The organism is Cellulomonas rhizosphaerae, assembly GCF_003470205.1.
GTDB classification, from domain to species: domain Bacteria; phylum Actinomycetota; class Actinomycetes; order Actinomycetales; family Cellulomonadaceae; genus Cellulomonas; species Cellulomonas rhizosphaerae.
The window spans coordinates 19,300-37,489 of the sequence record NZ_QWKP01000204.1; the positions used below are offsets into that span (position 1 = coordinate 19,300).

Annotated in this window: 14 protein-coding genes and 1 other RNA gene; 12 read left to right on the forward strand and 3 right to left on the reverse strand. The window is 67.2% G+C overall.

Annotated features, from left to right (window positions below; genetic code table 11):
* The first annotated feature begins 28 nt into the window (after positions 1-28).
* The 3 genes from smpB to D1825_RS11800 all read left to right on the forward strand — a co-directional run bounded on the left by smpB (position 29) and on the right by D1825_RS11800 (position 2,137).
* The gene (gene smpB, locus D1825_RS11790) at positions 29-499 is read left to right on the forward strand and encodes an SsrA-binding protein SmpB (RefSeq protein ID WP_118767617.1); all 471 of its coding nucleotides are present in this window, start codon (positions 29-31) and stop codon (positions 497-499) included.
* Between the two features lie 70 nt (positions 500-569).
* Positions 570-1,838, forward strand: a complete 1,269-nt coding sequence (locus D1825_RS18260) for a DUF2207 domain-containing protein (RefSeq protein ID WP_158580723.1) — start codon at positions 570-572, stop codon at positions 1,836-1,838.
* Entirely contained in the window at positions 1,835-2,137 is a 303-nt protein-coding gene (locus D1825_RS11800) for a hypothetical protein (RefSeq protein ID WP_118767618.1), read from the forward strand. The genes D1825_RS18260 and D1825_RS11800 overlap by 4 nt, the downstream gene beginning before the upstream one ends.
* A gap of 18 nt (positions 2,138-2,155) precedes the next feature.
* Here the strand turns inward: D1825_RS11800 and D1825_RS11805 are convergent, their stop codons facing one another.
* On the reverse strand, positions 2,156-3,214 hold the full coding sequence (locus D1825_RS11805; RefSeq protein WP_118767619.1) for an ATP-dependent DNA ligase: 1,059 nt from the start codon (positions 3,212-3,214) through the stop codon (positions 2,156-2,158).
* 123 nt (positions 3,215-3,337) lie between these two features.
* Between D1825_RS11805 and D1825_RS11810 the strand changes: the two genes are divergently transcribed.
* The 6 genes from D1825_RS11810 to D1825_RS11830 all read left to right on the forward strand — a co-directional run bounded on the left by D1825_RS11810 (position 3,338) and on the right by D1825_RS11830 (position 11,327).
* Entirely contained in the window at positions 3,338-4,369 is a 1,032-nt protein-coding gene (locus D1825_RS11810; protein ID WP_118767620.1) for a S1C family serine protease, read from the forward strand.
* Positions 4,370-4,444: 75 nt separating this feature from the next.
* Positions 4,445-4,814: a transfer-messenger RNA gene (gene ssrA / locus D1825_RS11815) on the forward strand.
* Between the two features lie 570 nt (positions 4,815-5,384).
* Positions 5,385-6,716 (forward strand): AAA family ATPase, encoded by a 1,332-nt coding sequence (locus D1825_RS11820; protein WP_158580724.1) that lies wholly within the window; start codon positions 5,385-5,387, stop codon positions 6,714-6,716.
* Positions 6,713-7,642: a hypothetical protein gene (locus D1825_RS18005; protein ID WP_138067608.1), complete on the forward strand. Its 930-nt coding sequence runs from the start codon at positions 6,713-6,715 to the stop codon at positions 7,640-7,642. Before D1825_RS11820 ends, D1825_RS18005 begins: the two co-directional genes overlap by 4 nt.
* 314 nt (positions 7,643-7,956) lie before the next feature.
* On the forward strand, positions 7,957-8,361 hold the full coding sequence (locus D1825_RS11825; protein WP_267897571.1) for a (deoxy)nucleoside triphosphate pyrophosphohydrolase: 405 nt from the start codon (positions 7,957-7,959) through the stop codon (positions 8,359-8,361).
* Positions 8,358-11,327: a DUF3427 domain-containing protein gene (locus D1825_RS11830; protein ID WP_118767623.1), complete on the forward strand. Its 2,970-nt coding sequence runs from the start codon at positions 8,358-8,360 to the stop codon at positions 11,325-11,327. The genes D1825_RS11825 and D1825_RS11830 overlap by 4 nt, the downstream gene beginning before the upstream one ends.
* 67 nt (positions 11,328-11,394) lie before the next feature.
* Here D1825_RS11830 and D1825_RS11835 read toward each other — a convergent pair whose 3' ends face one another.
* A complete protein-coding gene (locus D1825_RS11835; RefSeq protein ID WP_118767624.1) occupies positions 11,395-11,715 on the reverse strand; it encodes a nucleotide pyrophosphohydrolase in 321 nt (106 codons plus the stop codon).
* Between the two features lie 148 nt (positions 11,716-11,863).
* Here D1825_RS11835 and D1825_RS11840 point away from each other — a divergent pair, with 148 nt between their 5' ends.
* Complete coding sequence (locus tag D1825_RS11840; protein WP_233549863.1) at positions 11,864-13,765, forward strand: DUF2075 domain-containing protein; 1,902 nt, start codon at positions 11,864-11,866, stop codon at positions 13,763-13,765.
* On the opposite strand, the gene D1825_RS11845 is transcribed toward D1825_RS11840, so the two are convergent.
* Positions 13,762-16,479 carry an AAA family ATPase gene (locus tag D1825_RS11845; RefSeq protein ID WP_118767626.1) on the reverse strand — a complete coding sequence of 906 codons (2,718 nt, stop codon included), beginning with the start codon at positions 16,477-16,479 and terminating at the stop codon, positions 13,762-13,764. The genes D1825_RS11840 and D1825_RS11845 overlap by 4 nt on opposite strands.
* A gap of 106 nt (positions 16,480-16,585) precedes the next feature.
* Here D1825_RS11845 and D1825_RS11850 point away from each other — a divergent pair, with 106 nt between their 5' ends.
* Together D1825_RS11850 and D1825_RS11855 are read left to right on the forward strand one after the other, a co-directional pair.
* Entirely contained in the window at positions 16,586-17,671 is a 1,086-nt protein-coding gene (locus D1825_RS11850; RefSeq protein WP_118767627.1) for a class I SAM-dependent methyltransferase, read from the forward strand.
* Between the two features lie 53 nt (positions 17,672-17,724).
* Positions 17,725-18,190 (forward strand): alpha/beta fold hydrolase (locus D1825_RS11855; protein WP_118767628.1); only part of this gene is annotated, 466 nt, incomplete at its 3' end.

Consider the following 18,190-nt stretch of genomic DNA (forward strand, 5'->3'; position numbering starts at 1 on the left):
CAGTCATACGAAACAAGGGACGACCATCATGCCCAAGGAGACGGGCCGCAAGGTCATTGCCTCCAACCGCAAGGCCCGGCACGACTACACCATCGAGGACGTGTTCGAGGCGGGCATCGTGCTGTCCGGGACCGAGGTCAAGGCCCTGCGCATGGGCCGGGCGTCGCTGATCGACGGCTTCTGCGAGATCGATGGCCACGAGATCTGGATGCACGGCGTCCACATCCCCGAGTACTCCCAGGGCAGCTGGACGAACCACGGCCCGCGCCGCAAGCGCAAGCTGCTGCTGCACCGAGACGAGATCGACCGCCTGGAGTCCAAGACGCGGGAGAAGGGGCAGACGATCGTTCCCCTGTCCCTGTACTTCCTGGACGGGCGGGCGAAGGTCGAGATCGCGCTGGCGCGAGGCAAGCGCGAGTACGACAAGCGGCAGGCCCTGCGTGAGCGGCAGGACAACATGGAGGCCGTGAAGGCGATCCGCGAGAAGCGGGATCGCTGACCTGTAGACAGCGCCTATATCTTGGCTTTACCTTTCGCGTATCCGCTGTTGGGGTGAGCGAGGGGGAACGATGAGAAGCGTTGCTGTCGCAGTCGCCGGGTTGTTCGTCGGTCTACTGCCGTCCGCGGCGTTCGCCGACGGCGACCAGCAGATCACTCACTACGCCGAGTCCGTCCAGCTGGACTCGGACGGCACCGCGCACGTCGCGATCGACCTGTCCTTGGACTTCGCCGACACACCGGGTCACGGTCCGTACCTGACGGTCGTCTCGCGGGAGGCCACCGACGACGGGCGCACCCGGGTCTACACGGTCGCCGACGTGTCGGCCTCCTCGCCGAGCAACGCACCCGCGGACGTCGACGTGCAGGACGACGGGTCCGCGGTGCAGATCCGAATCGGCGACCCTTCCGTCGGCGACGTCGACGGGGTGCAGCAGTACCACGTCGAGTACAGCGTGTTCGGGCTGATCAACACCGACGCGACGACCGGCGACGGCGACCAGCTGTACTGGGACCCGATCGGACCCGACTGGGAGCTGCCGCTGTCCGACGTGACTGTGTCTGTCGCGGGGCCGTCCGGCGCGGAGCGGGCGGAGTGCTACGCCGGGGAAGTCGGGTCCACTGACTCGTGCTCGTCGTCGGACGTGACGGCCGAGGGGGCTACGTTCACGCAGGACGCACTCTCGCCCGGTGAGGCGCTGACCGTGGTCGCCGGGTGGCCGGCGGGGACATTCCCGGGGGCGATGGCCATGTTCGACGACGAGCCCGACAGCTCCAGCGACGACGCCTGGGCCGAGGAGGGGCTCCCCGAGGGGCCACTCGAGCTCGACGAGAACGGGAACCCGCCGTCGTTCGTCCAGGGGCCTGACGGCTCGTGGACCGAGGTGTCCGCCGACGGCTTCGGCTCGTCGGGCGTGTCCGGCTTCGGGGCGTTCATCGGGATCGGCATCCTCGGGGTGGTCATCACGATCATCGTGATCGTCGTGAAGACGGCAGCTGGGCCGTCCGGACCGCCGGCCGTCGTCGAGTCGCTCGCCTCGCGCGGCTACCTGCGGATGGATCCGGTCGCTCCTTCGGGTGCGGGTGGCCGCGCCAACTGGATGATGACGCCGCTGCGGCCGATAGACGGCGGTCTGAACGCGCGGGAGCGTGCCTGGTACAACGCCATGTTCTTCGGTGGGATGGTGCCCGTGTACTGGTCGCACGTGCGGCCGCCGCATTTCCACTCGACGCCCTCGTCGTCGTTCAGCTCCGGCTTCGGGGCCGGGGGCGGCGGCGGGTTCGGGGGAGACGGCGGGGCCGGTGGAGGCGCCGGCGGCGGGGGAGGTGGGTCCTGGTGACTGAGCTTCCCATGGTCGCGGGCCTTGCCATCCTGGCGGGCATCGTCGCCGCGATCCTGGTCGCCGGACGTGCGTCGTCCCGGTCGGCTCGGCCGCCCGGGCATGGACGCGACCGTTTCGGGGCCGAGGCTGGCGATAACGGGTACAGCGGTCACGTGTACGACGACGGCGGCACCGGCTACGGCCACTCCGGGCACGACAATTCAGGGCACTGGGGCTTCGGAGACGGCGGATCCGGAAATGGCGGCTTCGGTGATGGAGGCGGTGGCGACGGAGGAGGCGGCGGGGGCGGCGACTGACGCGTTTCGGCGCGGCCGCTAGAGGCCCAGGATGTCCGCGAGGTCGAAGCGGATCGGCTCCTCGAGCTGGTCGTAGGTGCAGCTGGCCGCGTCGCGGTCGGTGCGCCAGCGGCGGAACTGGGTGGTGTGCCGGAAGCGGTCGCCCTCCATGTGGTCGTAGGCGACCTCGACGACCAGCTCAGGCCTGAGCGGCACGAACGACAGGTCCTTGCCGGCGTTCCAGCGGCTCACGCTGCCGGGAATCCGCTTGCCTTCGTGTGCGGACTGGTCGGCCCACTGCCCCCACGGGTGGTCGTCGATCTCGGTGCGCAGCGTCGCGAGCTCCTCGACCAGGCTTGCGCGCCGGGCCATCGGGAAGCTCGCGACGACCCCGACGTGCTGCAACCGGCCGTCGTCGGTGTAGAGCCCGAGCAGCAGCGAGCCGACGATGTCACCGCTCTTGTGCCACCGGTACCCGGCGACGACGCAGTCGGCGGTGCGCTCGTGCTTGATCTTGAACATGGCCCGTTTGTCGGGCTGGTAGGTCCCGTCGACGGGCTTGGCGACGACGCCGTCGAGCCCCGCGCCCTCGAACTGCGTGAACCACTGCTGGGCCGTCGTGAGGTCGCTCGTCGCGGGGGTGACGTGGACGGGGGGCTTGGCGTTCTTGAGCGCCGCCTCGAGCCGTCGTCGGCGCTCGGCGAAGGGGGTCTGCGTGAGGTCCTCGTCGTCCAGTGCTAGCACGTCGAACGCGACGAACGACGCGGGCGTCTGCTCGGACAGCAGCTTCACGCGGCTCGCGGCCGGGTGGATGCGCTGCTGGAGTGCCTCGAAGTCGAGCCGGTCGCCCGTGACGATGATGATCTCGCCGTCGAGCACGCACCGGTCCGGGGTGTTGGCCTTGATCGACTCGACCAGCTCGGGGAAGTAGCGCGTCATCGGCTTCTCGTTGCGGCTGCCGAGCTCCACCTCGTCCCCGTCGCGGAACACGATGGTCCGGAAACCGTCCCACTTGGGTTCGACGTGCCCCACGTCGGGGATCTCCTTGACGGACTTGGCGAGCATGGGCGCGACGGGCGGCATCACGGGCAGGTCCATGCCGCCATCCTGCACCTGATCACCCACAGGAAGCCCACGGGTTCGCCTCAGTACTTTGCCGGGTACGCCCGGTTGTCTGTTCCTTGACGGCGCCACCGGGGCGCCGGCGAGGAGGCCGGGACGATGGACGAGCAGAGCGAACCCACGAAGCCCACCGACGAGGCGACGGTCGGGCGGCCGTCACCTGCCGAGGGTGCCGCAGCACTTTGGTCGGACGATTCCTTCGTGCCGGAGGGCGGCATGCTCGCGCCGCTCCTGGCCTCCTCGCCTCTTCCTTACGTCCCGGAGGCAGCCTCGATCCCGCCCGACGAGCCGCGCGAGCTGGTCCTGGCTGGTGCCTCGTCGTCGTCCGGCCGCGGCCGGCTGCAGCGCGGTGCGGCGTTCGGCGCGGCGCTCGTCGTCGGCGCCGCGTTCGGTGCGGGCGGGGTCGCGGCGCTTGACCGACCTTCGTCGTCCACCTCGTCGGCGTCGTCTGACCCTGTCGCTCCCGCGTTCACTCCCGCCGACGTCCAACAGCAGGCGCCCACGTGGCCGGGCGTCTCAACGGTCTCGGCCTCGGGCGTCGTGACGGTGACCGCGCTGACGGAGGACGCCTCCGGCCAGGTCAGCGCCGCGGCGGCCGGCACCGCGATGATCCTCACGTCGGACGGCGTCGCACTGACCAACAACCACGTGATCGAGGGGGCCTCGGCGATCCAGGTCACGGACCCGTCGTCCGGTCAGTCGTGGACCGCGACCGTCGTCGCGACCGACGCCCGTGCCGACGTCGCGGTCCTGCAGCTCGCCGACGCCTCCGACCTGGCGACCGTGACCCTGGACGACGACTCCGGCGCGGCGGTGGGCGACGACGTGACGGCGGTCGGCAACGCGGAGGGGGAGGGGTCGTTGGTCGCGGCGTCCGGCTCGGTCGTCGCGCTCGAACAGACCGTGACGACCTCCACCGAGTCGGTCTCCGGCCTGCTCGCGTTCTCCTCGCCGGTCGTCGAGGGCGACTCGGGCGGCCCGGTGTTCGACGACGAGGGGGAGGTGGTCGGCATGACCACGGCGATGGCGACCGACGGGCGGTACACGGTGGCGTACGCGATCGCGATCTCCGACGCGCTCGTTGTGGCCCGGCAGCTCGACCCGTCGCTGTCTGCCGGCGCGGCGGTCTGAATCACGGTGACGTCCCGCTCGCCGGGCGCGTAGACTGGGCGACGGCCCTCCGGGGCCAGCTTGAAAACTGAACATGGGGGTGATCGGTTTCGACGGTGATCGTCGAGCCAGGAGAAGCGGGTCGAGGATGCACGGTTATCTCGTAAACGATCCGTGCAAACCAATAGGTGCCGATTCCAAGCGCACCGACTTCGCACTCGCCGCCTGAGCGAGTCTTCGAAGTCCGTTGGCCTGAGTACGCTCTCGACTCAGTAACCAGCGTCATCTAGAGAGCCACTGCTGGTCGTCATCGTCAGTGTGACGGCCGGGACTCTTAGCTGACTGAGCCCGTCCATCTTCCTGTCTGCGGGGGGATGGGGGCCGAGAAAATCATCAGCAGACTGCACCCGGAGAAGTCCTGGTTTCTCGTCATCGGACGCGGGTTCGATTCCCGCCACCTCCACTACTGCGACCCGTGGAAGCGTTGTTCATGTTGAGCAGAAGTAGCCATTCGTTGACGCGGATGGCTACTTTTTCGCGACGATGAGCATCCACGGACGACTGCGTCGCGTGGTCATCGACTGCGGGTGCGACGCAATCACGCCGGGGGCGCGAGTTGGCTGAACAGGGCGCCGGGTGTGCGGCTTTGGCGCCAGGAGCGTGGCCCGACGGGAACGATCCGTTGACTATGCGCGTCGCGGGGATTTCCGTGGCTCCAACCACCCAGGGCCGTTCACGCATCCAGCGGGTGTCCACTGATCGCGCTTGCAGCCGAGGCCATCGGGTGGAGATCGGCGCGATCCACGTGCCCCCCGGAGCCATCTCTCGTGATCGACACCCTCATCCCGCGCACTGGCTACCGCGGAAGGATCGCCGGCAAGACCATGCGGGCGGGACGTCGCACCGCGGTTATCGCAGGGGGCGCCCTTCCGAAGAACGATCGGACTGCTCAGAGGAGGACGACGACCGGGTTCGTGCGTCGAGACCTTGCGTAAACTTCGCCGGAGCGCCGGCCGTGCGCGCTAGTCTGATCCCTGTGGACTTGATCTCATCCAATTTGCTGTCGGTGGAGTTCGATGGTCTCTTCGGATCGGTCGACGATCGAATAGTGCTCGACGCCGACCGTCCCACCGTGCTCACGGGCGCGAATGGGACCGGGAAGTCAACGCTACTCCGGCTAGTTAGCGCGGCCTCGAACGGCGACCTCCCGACTCTTGCGTCAGCTCCTGTCGGGCGATTCCGTATGGAATTCGCCAATATGCCCGATTTTGAACTGCTGCGCGTGTCTGACTCGGAGCCCGTGCAGCTCCGTTGGGGACGATTCACAGGGGAGCTCCAGGCCGGTCGCATTATGCTCGACCTGCCTCCGTGGGCCGCCCAGGCGCTGGAAGAGCATGGCTACGACGTCGATCTCGCCCGGGAAGGATTATCCGAAGCCGCAGGTGTGGCAGGAGCTCCGTTCGCCGAATTTAGGGCCGCGAGGGAAATTCTGACTTCAGACGCTGCTCGACGTACCAGTTTACGGGCGCCCGATTGGCTCGCCGAATTCGCAGGGCTATTCCCCGTGCTGTTTGTTACCGATCAGCGCTTGGTGGCTGAGTCGCGGCCAAAGTCGGCGCCGCGAGGCGGGATGGGGCCGCGAAAGAACCGACTTGCTGTTGAGTCCGCGTCTCTCGATATAGCTGATCAACTCAGTCGTGCCGATTCCGACTACGCGCGATCATCTCAGCAGAGCGACAGAAATCTGCCTGGGCAGATCCTTGACGCGATGCTGGAGCGTGAAGTTGGCGTTTCGGAACGTGAACTTGCGGATCTCGTGCGGATGACCGGCGTGCGAAGAGAAGCGTTACGGGCGGTCGGCCTGCTGGATGAAAGCAAGTACTTCGAGCCTGACCTGGCCGCCGACGGAATCAATGACGAAAACGTCCGTCGTGTGATGGGCGTGGTGCTTCGAAGCACCCTGGAAAAGTTTCAGTCACTCGATGTGCTCGAACGACGCCTAGGTACCTTCAAGCAGTTCCTTGACGACCGGTTGGCGCCTAAGACTTTGCGCATGAGTCGAAATGAGGGTATGCGCTTTTCGCTTTCCAGCGATTCGTCTATTAGGCCTAGTCAGCTGAGTTCTGGTGAGCAGCAGATAACCGTGCTGGCGTACGAAATCCTCTTCAAATCGCAGCCCGGCACTCTCGTAATCGTGGACGAGCCGGAAATCTCGCTGCACGTGATGTGGCAGGACACGCTGATCGAGGACCTGCACAGGATGGGCAAGGCTTCCGGCGTGCAGTTCCTAATGGCTACGCACTCTCCGATTATTTTGGCCGGCCATCCGGATTTGGAGCGGCCGCTCAAGAGTGCAGTCCGGCGATGACACTCGAATACCCGTCGCCCGCTGCCTTCGCTCAATCTCTGCGGTTTCGATTGCAGGCCACTCCTGATGACGTACCCATTCTCGTCGTTGAGGGCATGTCCGACCGCCAGGCATTCGGCCGAGTGCTTGACCCACGAGTGAAGGTCGTTCCTGCCCGGGGTAAGGAGATGGTGCTCGAAAGCAGAAAGCATCTGTCGGTAGGCGAGCGAGAGCGCTGCACGATCGTAATCGACTGCGATGGGCGGGTCGAAGCCTCGTGGCTTACAGACGACAACGTGGTCGTTTCTGCCAACCGCGACTTAGAGGCAGATCTTGTTATTGAACTAAAGGTGATGCGTTCGGTTGCGCATGATTTTCTAGCGCCGTTGTATGACAATGGATCGGAAGTTGCTCGACACGCGAACCGGCTTGAGCGTTACGTCCTCGAATTTGCTTGCGTAATGGGTGTGCTCCTCGATGCTGCCCGCGCGCTCGGTGCAAAGACGCGAGTTGTAGACGCTGTTACGGCTCGCAAGCGAAGGGTTCAGATCCTGGATCTTCCGGAGGCCTTAGGCTGGCTGCGAGCCTATGCGGTACCTTCACTTCAGGAAATTTCCAATGCCGTTGGGGCGTCGGTGGGCTGGTCAGAAGCACAGCGGGAAGAGATCGTCCGTCACGCGTGCGCTGGCGGCGCGAAATTGTGCCGGCTGCACGGCGCGGCTGAATGTTCTGGTTGCAAGATTCGTCGGTTCAGCAATGGTCACGACATTGTCGACATATCGGCGCAGGTGCTGAGCGATCACGGCGGATATGCCGTCTCCTCGGCCGAGGTGGCGCGGGCGTTACGGGTGGCCATCGGGGTTCGCGCCACGCCGCAAGAGTGGTCCGTGATTGGGAGGCTTTCTATTCGCCAGGCGGCCACAGGCCGTCGGCTCCTCGCGAGCTAACTGGGCCCTAGATCCTGGCGCAGGTAGTACGCCGACTGAAGATCGAGACGCGATTCCAGCAGCTACCGCGGTCTGATCCGGCCTTGGAGAATCGTCGCCGCGAGGGGAGATCCGCTGCTGCTGGGCTCTAAGCAGACGTGCCGGTAGCATGTCGGCACGCGCTGCTCCCGATCAGACGTTCGACCGGCCGTCGACATGGCACCGTGTGTGCCGCGTAGGGCACCACTGGCATGTACAGATGGCATGCCCCGCCGCCGAGACTTGACATTCGCCGCCTCCGTCCGCGCGCCACTCGGGTGTGGGAAGCTCCCCTGGTGAGTCCGATAAAGCAGTTTGAAGTCGTCGGTGCGGTCATCGTGGCCGATGGGCTCGTGCTCTGCGCCCAGCGTGGCCCGATGGGGAGCCTCGCCGGCATGTGGGAGTTCCCGGGAGGGAAGATCGAGCCTGGAGAGACTCCGCGTGCTGCGCTCGAGCGCGAGATCAGTGAAGAGCTTCGTTGCGTTGTCAGCGTGCGCGACCAGGTCGCGACCACGCGACATGAGTACCCGTTCGGGATCGTCACGCTGACCACGTTTTACTGCGACTTGCTCGACGGAACACCAACGTTGACCGAGCACGCAGAAGTGCGGTGGCTGCCGCCGGGCGAACTTCGAGGCCTTGACTGGGCACCAGCCGACATCCCTGCCGTGGAGAAGATCTCCGCCGACCTGGTCGCATGACTGCTGACTACTCGTGGCGGGGGCAGTTCGAGCTCGACCTCAACTACGGGTTCCTGAGCCACAGCACGCAGAACCCGCCGAGGCACCACAATCCGACTGTTGTCCTCAACGGCCCTGGGACCTCGGTCTTGCGCGCGATACGCGCTGAGATCGCGCGGTGCGCATCGTTCACGTTCTCGGTGGCTTTCGTCTCGCCGGCGGCCGTCGCGCTCCTCAAGCAAGACCTGATCGACTTCGCTGGCTCCGGTCGTATCGTGACGTCCGACTACCTCGGCTTCAACTCGCCAGAGGCGTTCGAAGAGCTGCGCAACCTGGGCCGACTTGGCTATGACATCCGGCTACACACCTCGGACGGGTTTCATCCGAAGGGCTACATCTTCGAGAACCCCTCAAGCGTGACGGCGATGATGGGCAGCTCCAACCTCACGCCGAGCGCGCTACTGCGTAACCACGAGTGGAACCTCAGGGTTTCTGCCACTCGCGAGAGTGACCTCGCCGTTCAGCTTGCAGACCTGGTCGAACGTCAGGTGGTCGATTCGGTACCGCTGACTTCCGAGTGGATAGAGGAGTACGCCCTCGGCTATGTGCGTCCGGCGCCTCGCACGGCGAGAGCACGGCGCGGACCGATCGATCCACACGGAAGGGGCTTGGAGAGCCGAGGTCCGATCGAGTCCTTGTCCTCGAACCGCTTGTTTGACGAGGTCGAGGCGAACGGGATGCAACGCGATGCGCTAGCGGCCCTCGCTGAAGTGCGGCAGCGCGGAGAGCGGCGCGCAATCGTCATCTCTGCCACCGGGACTGGCAAGACGATCCTCTCTGCACTCGATGTCCGCGCGTTCGCGCCGCGGAGGTTGCTGTTCGTGGTGCACCGGGAGCAGATTCTCGACCGGACCATTCAGGAGTACATGAGGGTCCTTGGCGGCGACGCGAGCGACTACGGCAAGCTCACAGGTGGTGCACGAGCGGTCGACGCCCGCTACGTCTTCGCGACGATCCAGACGCTCTCGCGGCCGGCGGTGTTGCAGGGATTCCCGAGCGATGCGTTCGACTACGTCATCGTCGATGAGGCCCACAGGGCGGGGGCCGAGTCCTACGGGCGCGTCCTCGATCACTTCAGCCCCGATTTCATGCTGGGCATGACCGCGACGCCCGAGCGTACCGATGGGCGCAACGTCTTCGAGCTATTCGACTACAACGTGCCCTACGAGATTCGACTCAACCATGCGCTCGAAGAGGAGATGCTCGCCCCGTTCCACTACTACGGAATCAGTGAGGCTACGTTCGACGACGACTCGACTCTCGGCGCAGAAGGCGACCTACGCCGCTTGGTCTCGGCCGAGCGGGTGGACCACCTGATCTGGGCGCTCGAGACCTACGGCCAGGCCGGAGTTCCCCCGCAGGGCCTGATCTTCTGCAGTCGTCGAGATGAGGCGCACGCGCTGTCGGGCGCGCTCAACTCGCGCTCCGCCAACGGACGCCGCCTTCGAACGGTCGCACTCACCGGCGCGGATCCAGTGGAATTTCGGGAGGCGATGGTCGCGCAACTGGAAGCGGGCGAACTCGACTACGTCCTGACCGTCGACGTCTTCAACGAGGGCGTGGATATCCCGTCCTTGAACCAGGTGGTCATGCTGCGCCAGACCCAGTCGGCAATCGTGTTCGTTCAGCAACTTGGCCGCGGTCTGCGGAAGTCCGCGGAGAAGAATTACCTGATAGTCATCGACTTCATCGGCAATTACACAAACAACTATATGATCCCCATTGCCTTGTTCGGAGACGAGTCGCTCAATAAGGAGTCGCTCCGGAAGAATTTGATTGCGGCCGAGGAAGCGGGCGCGATTCCCGGCCTGTCGAGTGTGCATTTCGACAAGATCGCCCAGGAGCGAGTTCTCAAGTCCATCAGTTCGGTGAAACTCGACAGTGCTGTTCGGCTCAAAGAGGCAATCATTGCGATACGAAACCGGGTCGGTGGCGCACCGCGCCTGTGGGACTTCCTCCGGTTCGAGTCCGTTGATCCCGTACTGCTGGCGACGAAGAAGGAGCACTACCCGGCACTGGTGGCCAGCGTGCTCCGAGAAGACGTCGACCTCGACCTCGACCCGACTGCCTCTCAGGCGCTTCGGCTGCTCTCCCACGAGGTGCTCCCGGCCAAGCGCGCACATGAGGTCGTCGTCGTACGCGAGCTGCTCGATCAGGGCACTCGCACGCGGGCCCAGCTACTAGCGGCGCTCGAAAGCCAAGGAGTGCGTTCCACACTCGATCAGGTTGACAGCGCCATCGACAGCTTGACGCTCGATGGCTACGGCGAGGCCGATGTCAGCCGATACGGACGGGGCGTGGCGACGCGGCGGCGGCCCGGCGGCGAGGTAGCGCTTGAAGAAGACATTGCCGCCGCATACCGGTCCAGCCGATCGTTCGCCGACGAGGTCGACGACCTCCTCCGAACGGGCCTGGCCATCGTCCGCGAGAATTACGGCACCGATCGTGTGTTCTCATCTGGGCGGCAATACTCCCGCAAGGAGGCACTGCGCCTCCTGTGTCTGCCGCGCAAATGGGCGTCCACGATCTACGGGTACAAGGTCGACCCTCGAAGCAAGACTTGCCCGATTTTCGTGACGCTCCACAAGTCGGACGACGTCGCGGCGAGCACAGCGTACGAGGATGCACTACTAGACCCGTCCTCGATGCTTTGGTACACGAGGAGTCGACGCTCATTGGGAAGCGCGGAGGTCAAAGCGATCGTCGCGAACGACGTCGCGTTGCACGTCTTTGTGAAGAAGGACGACGCCGAGGGGTCAGACTTCTATTACCTCGGGCAGGCGACATCACACCAGGCCGAGGAGACGACGATGGCTGGGGCGAGAGGCGAGTCGCTGAGTGTCGTGAGGATGGTTCTGAGGTTTGCGATCCCGATCGAGACGGCGCTCTACGACTACTTCCGGCCGACCGTCACCGGTCTCGACTGAGACGACACCAGCGATGTGAGTGGCGCCCACGAACGAGCCCGCCGCATGCAGGATGAGGGCGCCGTGATCAGAGCTGGTCGTACTTCGCAGCGCGTCCTCTGGCGCTTTCGACTGGGTACTTCTCGCGTGAGACCGCGAGCTTGTTGAGCACGAGGTCCCCAGGCTCAGCGCCGAGCGCATCCGCGAGGAGCGGACAGTAGGTTAGGACGTCTGCGAGTTCGTCGCGCACCCTCGCGGGGTCGGCGTCCGCGCTCCACTGGAAGCACTCCAGCAGCTCGCCGGCCTCTATCGCGATGCTCTTCGCGAGGTTCTCTGGGCTGTGGAACTGCGCCCAGTCGCGCTCCGCAACGAACGCCGCGAGCTCGTCTCTGACGGAGGGGGCAACCATCCGCGCAACGTAGCAGAGGTGCGCTGCGCCGGGTTGCGGGCGCGATACGGTGCGCAGGTCAGCGGATCGACGGACTTCTGCCCGAGTGCTTGCTCGGCCGGACATGTCCCCCCGCACGTTCATTCGTGCTGCCCAGGGGGACCCCTTCGTGGATGCGTTGCGGCAGAGCGCCGCGGAGCTGCTCGTTTCGGCCGAGGACTCGAGGATCGAGACGCTTCTTGCGGAGTTCCTTATGTACCAGGGCTTGGGGCGGCCAGGCGAAAGCGAGCGCAGGGCCTGGCGAAACTCGCTGCCAGTGCTGGCAGAGGACCTCCGCGCGGCCGGCCTCGGCCGCGTGCAGGTGCTCCTCGAACATCGATTGCCGCTGACGAGCAAGCGTGCCGATGCGGTTCTGGCGGGCGTGCACCCGAAGACTGGTCGTCATTCGTACGTGGTGGTGGAGTTGAAGCAATGGAGCCGCGCGAGGCGGTGGGAGGACAGCGACGTCTTACTAGACGTGGACGGCGCTCGGTACAGCCCAGTACTGCATCCGAGCCTCCAGGTCGATGGCTACGTGGAATACATGCGTGACTTCGTCTCTGTGCTGGCCGACGCACCAGAGTCGATCACCGGCGTGGCCTACCTGCACAATGCATCTGAATCAGGCATCGAGGATCTCCGAGGCAGTCACGTTCCTTCCTCGTCGCGGCTGTTCACGGGCCAGAGGCGGGGCGACCTGCACGAGTTTCTGACGTCACGCCTCGCACCTGACTCCGGCATCCGGGCTGCGGACGATCTGCTCTCGTCTCGAATCGCACCGTCGAAGCAGCTCTTGAGCGTCGCGGCAGACGAGATTCAGGAGCGCGAGCAGTTCGTGCTGCTCGACGAGCAGCGCGTGGCGTTTGAGCTGGTGCTTGCGGAGGTCCGCAAGGCGATTCACGCAGACTCGAAGACGGCAGTCGTGATCTCGGGCGGCCCGGGCAGCGGAAAGAGTGTCATCGCCCTGTCGCTCCTTGGGCAACTCGCGCGCGAGGGCCGGACGGTCATGCACGCAACGGGCTCGCGTTCGTTCACGCAGACACTGAGGGCTGTCGCCGGAAAGGGCTCGACGCGCTACAGGTCGCTCTTTGCCTACTTCAACAGCTTCATGTCGGCTGAGCGCAATGGCCTTGACGTGCTGATCATGGACGAGGCGCATCGCCTTCGTCAGACGTCGGTGAACCGATACACACGCAAGGAGGTCCGCTCAGTCGCGCGCCCCCAGGTTGACGAACTCTTCGATGCCGCTCGAGTTCCGGTGTTCCTGCTCGACCAGTACCAGATCGTGCGGCCTGGGGAGATGGGCTCGGTCGCCGAGATTGAGGCCCATGCCGCGGCCCGGAACCTCCCTGTGAAGGAGATCAGCCTCCACGCCCAATACCGAGCAGGTGGCAGCGAGGCATACCTTGATTGGGTCCTCAGGCTCTTCGGCCTCCGTGGCGACGGCCCCGTCGTGTGGCGGGACGAGGACTCCTTCACGGTCGAGGTGGCCGAGAGTCCGGACGCGCTCGAGGAGCGGCTGTCCGCTGAGATCGCGCGAGGGTTCAACGCCCGCATGACGGCGGGGTACTGCTGGCCGTGGAGCGATCCGCGCAGCGACGGAACGCTCGTCCCCGACGTCGTTATCGATGACTGGCAGCGCCCATGGAATCTGCGGGGCGATCGCGCGATTGGTGGAGCGCCACCCTCGGCTCTCTGGGCCACGGGTGCCGGCGGGTTCGACCAAGTTGGGTGTGTCTACACGGCGCAGGGTTTCGAGTACGCGTGGAACGGCGTGATCATCGGGCCTGACTTGGTCTGGCGCACCGACCGCTGGATCGCTCGACGGGAATTCAACCGAGATCCCGACTTCCGGTCGGTCAAGACGGTGGACGATGCGACGTTCGATCGGTTGGTTCGCCACGTGTACAAGGTGCTGCTCACGCGAGGGATGGTCGGCACTGTCTTGTACTCGACCGACGCTGAGACGCAAGAGAAGCTTCGTGAGCTGACCAGCCGAGGCGATACCTCGAGCCCGAGCACATCGCTCTAGTTGCGGCCGTTCATCGCGGCTGCCAGTTCGATTCGCGATCGGACGCTCAACTTCGCGTAAACATTGCGCAGGTGGTATTCGATGGTCTTCGGGCTGAGGAAGAGCGCGGCGGCTGCCTCGCGGGTTGTACGCCCCGTGGCGAGCGTGCGCGCGACCTGCAGCTCTTGTGGCGTGAGGTGGTCCAGGCCGCTCACGTCGCGGCGTTGAGCGGTCTCCCCGGTGGCTCGCAGCTCGACGGCGGCTTGGTCGGCCCAGGGCGTGGCGCCGAGCGCTTCGAAGGTCTCGAGCGCCGCACGCAGAGGCGGGCGGGAGTCGACGCGGCGGCGGGCCAGGCGCAGGCGGTGACCGTACGCGAGTTGGGTGCGGGCAGTCTCGAAGGTGTCGGGAGTCCGCGCATGTAGCTGGAGTGCCGCACCGAAGTGGCCGTCGATCGCGTCGTCCGCTGCCGTGAGGCCGGACGCGCGAGCGGCGCGGGCGAGCGCCCACGGCTGGCCCTTGCCGGTGGCACGTTCGGAAAGACGAGTTGCCAGCGCAGCGGCCTCGGAGGCCCGGTTCAGTCGCATGAGCGCGTCGACCATCTCCGCCGCGGGCCAGACGTCGACGTCATCGAAGCCGAGCGTCGCCGTGAGGTCGACGAGCGACTGGTACGCGTCGAGCGCGTCCTGAGCGCGGCCGTCCCCGAGGGCCAGGTCGCCGAGCGCCGTGTACGCCCAGGTCTGGAAGAAGCCGATGTGGTGCTCAGTCGCCAGGGCCAGCGCCTCCCCCGCATGGTCTCGCGCGGACGACGACCCCCGGCGCGCCTCGACGCACGCCAGACCGGCCAGCCCCGCGACGAGATCAGTGACCTGGCCGGCCTCGCGCGCCAGCGCGATGCCCTCCGTGTAGGACGCGATGGAGTCGGTCCAGCGGTCCGTCGTGCCCTGGTCTCGGGCGATGTAGAACAGCAGGATTGGCAGGCCGCCGAGGTCGGCTCGGCGGCGGACATGGCCGACGACCGTCGGGATGACGGAGCGCTCGGCGCCCGCCTCGCGGAGGAACAGCGGGCCCATGACCAGCCACTGCGCAAGGCGGGGATCGGCGAGCAGGTCTGGGTCGTCGACTGCCTGGTCCATGGCGGCGCGGATACGGTCCGGGCCGCCCTGGCCGACGATGATGCCCGCGAGGCCGGCGGCCATCGTGCCGAGCCACATCGTTCGGGGCGTGCGGACCTGGGGAAGTAGGTCGTCGATGCGGGCGGCCGCCCTGGAGGCGGCGGCGATGTCGCCGGCGAACTGGGCGGCGAGGATGCCGTCCGTGAGGAGCTCGACCGCGCGGTCGGGGTCGGTGGCCGTGGATGCGGCGTCGAGGAGCAGGTCGCGTGCGTGTTCGACCGAACCGGTTCGAGTGGAGACCGCACCCTCGAGCGCGGCAGCCCGGAGGCGAAGTTCAGGGGTTTGAGGGAGCGGCGACAACGACGCCAGCGCGTCGAGCGCTGACGACGGTTGGCCGGCGCGCCAGGCGAACTCGGCACCGGCGACGAGGCGCGACGCACGCACGGCAGGATCGGGCGTCAGCCGAGCTGATCGCTCGTAGCCCGCTGCTGCGACGGCGTGAGCGCCTCGCGCACCCGCGCGGCCTGCGGCTTGGTCGAGAGCGGCCGCGACTGACTCGTCGGGCGACGTCGTTGCCTCGCCGAGGTGCCAGGCGCGCCGATCGCCATCGCCGGGCGGGAGGACTGCGGCCAGGGCGAGGTGGACGTGCCGCTGGGATGCGGGAGTCGCCTCCGCCCAGACAGCCGAGCGCACCAGGTCGTGCCTGAAGGTCACGCGACCTGCGGAGACGCTGACCAGGCCGGCCGCGGCGGCCTCGTCGAGGTCGGCGGCAGTCACGCCGAGCCGAGCGCACGCCGGTGCCGTCGTCGTGAGATCACCGCCCGCAGCCGACGCGACCAGCAATGCGGTGCGAGCTGCAGGCGAGAGGGCGTCGGCGCGGGCCGCGAAGGCGCGCGCCAGGGAGGCGGGCACCGGGACCGGCGCGTCGTCGGGCAGGGCGGCGAGGGACGCGTCGTCGGGCAGCTCGAGCAGGGCGAGCGGGTTGCCGCCCGTCGCGGTCAGCAGGCGTGATCGCGCCGCGGCGGAGAGGCCGCGGCCGGCGAGGAGCTCGTCGGCCGAGGAGGGCTCGAGACCGGTGACCGAAAGGACGGGGAGCCCTACCGACGTCACCAGCGACGGCTCGCCCTCGCGGACCGCGAAGACCACCGCAACGGGGTCCGAAGCGAGGCGACGAGAAGCGAACGTGAGCGCCTGCGCGCTCGGCGGATCCAGCAGGTGCGCATCGTCGACCACGATCACCAGCGGCGAGTCCTCCGCCACCCGGCTCAGCAGTCCCAGCACCGCGGCGCCGACCGCGAACCGCTCGCTCTCGGCACCGGGCCGCAGCGCGAGCGCGGCGCCCAGCGCGTCAGCCTGCGGCGAGGGCAAGGCATCGAGGTGGTCGAGCACGGGCCGCAGCAACTGCAGCAAGCCGCCAAAGGGAATCTCGCGTTCCGCCGAGACCCCCGCTGCTTGCAAGACGAGCATCCCCGCGTCCAACGACGAGGCGACGAAGTCCGCCAGCAGCGCGGACTTCCCGATCCCCGCTTCGCCCACGACGACGAGCGTCCCGCCCTCGCCGACGCGCGCGGCGGCGGCCAGGGACCGGAGCACCTGGCGCTCGCGCTCGCGGCCGACCAGCACCGGCCCAGTCTAGGGAGAACCCCAGGGGGACCCCCTGATGCGATGCGCCTCGCGAACTTGCGAAGGTCGAAACGGACAAAGCGTCCCGCAACAGAGGAGAACCCAGATGACCATCCAGGCCGACGCACCCCAGCGCGTCATCGACCCCGACAAGCTCATGTCCTTCGTCTTCCGCGCCGTCGAGGAGGTCGGCGCGACGCTCAACACGGCACTCGTCGTCATGGGCGACAAGCTCGGCTACTACCGGGAGATGGCCGACGGCCGGCCCACTACACCCGGCGAGCTCGCCGAGCGCACCGGCACCGGCGAGCCGTACGCGCGGGAGTGGCTGTCCGCGCAGGCGGCCGGCGGGTACGTCACGTACGACGCCGAGACCCACCGGTACACGCTGCCCGCCGAGCACGCCGTCGCGCTCGCGGACCCGACGAGCCCCGCCTACCTGCCGGGCTTCTTCCAGCTCGCGCACGGCACGGTGCGCGACGCGCCGGACATCCTCACCGCCGCGACCGACGGCGACGGGCTCGGCTGGCACGCGCACAACGGCGACGTGCACCACGGGTGCGAGCGGTTCTTCCGCACCATGTACAACGGGCACCTCATCAGCGAGTGGCTGCCGGCGCTGGACGGCGTCGTCGCGAAGCTCGAGGCGGGCGCGCGGGTCGCGGACGTCGGGTGCGGGCACGGGGCGTCGACGATCCTCATGGCGAAGTCGTTCCCGAACTCGAGGTTCGTCGGGTCGGACTACCACGCGGAGTCGATCGAGGTCGCGCGGGCGCGGGCCGACGAGGCCGGCGTGGCGGACCGCGTGACCTTCGAGGTCGCACCCGCCACCGGGTTCTCCGGGACGGGATACGACCTGGTGACGATGTTCGACTGCCTGCACGACATGGGCGACCCCGTCGGTGCGGCCCGGTACGTGCGGCAGGCCATCGCCGGCGACGGGACGTGGATGGTCGTCGAGCCGATGGCCGGCGACCACGTCGAGGACAACCTCAACCCCGTTGGTCGCACCTACTACGGGTTCTCGACCCTGCTGTGCACGCCGGCGTCGCTGTCCCAGGAGGTCGGGCTCGCGCTCGGCACCCAGGCCGGGCCGGCGCGCATCCGGGACGTCGCGACGACCGGCGGGTTCACCGGCTTCGGCACCGCCGCGACCACACCGTTCAACAACGTGTTCGAGATCCGGCCGTGAGTCCCTTCACGGAGAGGGATGACCCGGGGGCCGTGGCGGTCCACACTGCGAGTGTGAGCCACGGCCCCCGGGCCACCCGCCCGGCCCCTGCCCCGGATCCCAGCCGCGCCGCCGATCCGGACCTCGAGGGCGTCGTCGAGCGGGACGGCGTGCGGCTCGCCTACGCCGTGTATGGCCACGCGCACGCGCCGACCGTCGTGCTCGTGCCGACGTGGTCGATCGTGCCGTCGCAGTTCTGGAAGACGCAGGTCGGTTACCTCGCGCGGCACTACCGGGTGGTGACGTTCGACGGGCGGGGGAGCGGAGCCTCGTCGCGCCCTGTCGGTGCGGAGGCCTACGAGGACACCGAGTACGCGGCCGACCTGCTCGCGGTGCTCGACGCGACCTCGACGGACACCGCCGTTCTCGTGTCGCTGTCCTGCGGCGCGGCCTGGTCGGTGCACGTCGCCGCGAAGCATCCCGAGCGCGTGCTCGGGCTCGTCGCGATCGCCCCGTCGTGCGGTCTGAACGTCCCCACGC

Coding starts and splice junctions, on each gene's coding strand:
- D1825_RS11810 (WP_118767620.1), top strand. CDS start 3,338: ATGGACGAGCAGAGCGAACCCACGAAGCCCACCGACGAGGCGACGGTC.
- smpB (WP_118767617.1), top strand. CDS start 29: ATGCCCAAGGAGACGGGCCGCAAGGTCATTGCCTCCAACCGCAAGGCC.
- D1825_RS11850 (WP_118767627.1), top strand. CDS start 16,586: ATGACCATCCAGGCCGACGCACCCCAGCGCGTCATCGACCCCGACAAG.
- D1825_RS11835 (WP_118767624.1), bottom strand. CDS start 11,715: ATGGTTGCCCCCTCCGTCAGAGACGAGCTCGCGGCGTTCGTTGCGGAG.
- D1825_RS11830 (WP_118767623.1), top strand. CDS start 8,358: ATGACTGCTGACTACTCGTGGCGGGGGCAGTTCGAGCTCGACCTCAAC.
- D1825_RS18005 (WP_138067608.1), top strand. CDS start 6,713: ATGACACTCGAATACCCGTCGCCCGCTGCCTTCGCTCAATCTCTGCGG.
- D1825_RS11805 (WP_118767619.1), bottom strand. CDS start 3,214: ATGGACCTGCCCGTGATGCCGCCCGTCGCGCCCATGCTCGCCAAGTCC.
- D1825_RS18260 (WP_158580723.1), top strand. CDS start 570: ATGAGAAGCGTTGCTGTCGCAGTCGCCGGGTTGTTCGTCGGTCTACTG.